This is a genomic window from Winogradskyella poriferorum (genome assembly GCF_050618035.1).
Lineage (GTDB): Bacteria > Bacteroidota > Bacteroidia > Flavobacteriales > Flavobacteriaceae > Winogradskyella > Winogradskyella poriferorum_A.
Map to the genome: position 1 here is coordinate 1 of NZ_JBODPY010000331.1, position 210 is coordinate 210.

At 36.7% G+C, this 210-nt stretch carries 1 protein-coding gene; it reads left to right on the forward strand.

The window, feature by feature from the left end:
• On the forward strand, positions 1-210 hold a 210-nt coding region (locus ACRHOC_RS15970), incomplete at both ends, for a hypothetical protein (protein ID WP_431159535.1).

The window sequence follows — 210 nt, forward strand, 5'->3', positions numbered from 1 at the left end:
ATATTGGTGTGGTTATAAAAGATAGTCAGGGCTTTGGATTACCTGCGGCATCTGGCGAGGCTGTTAATAATAACGGTGAACTCATTACCCCTTTTAAAACCAACAAACTAGCTATAGGTAAGTTTCCTTTATTTGCTGATATAAACAGTACCTATACAGAAAAAATTAAGCATGCCAATCAAGATTTCAGTTTTCCTTTAGGGCATTCTG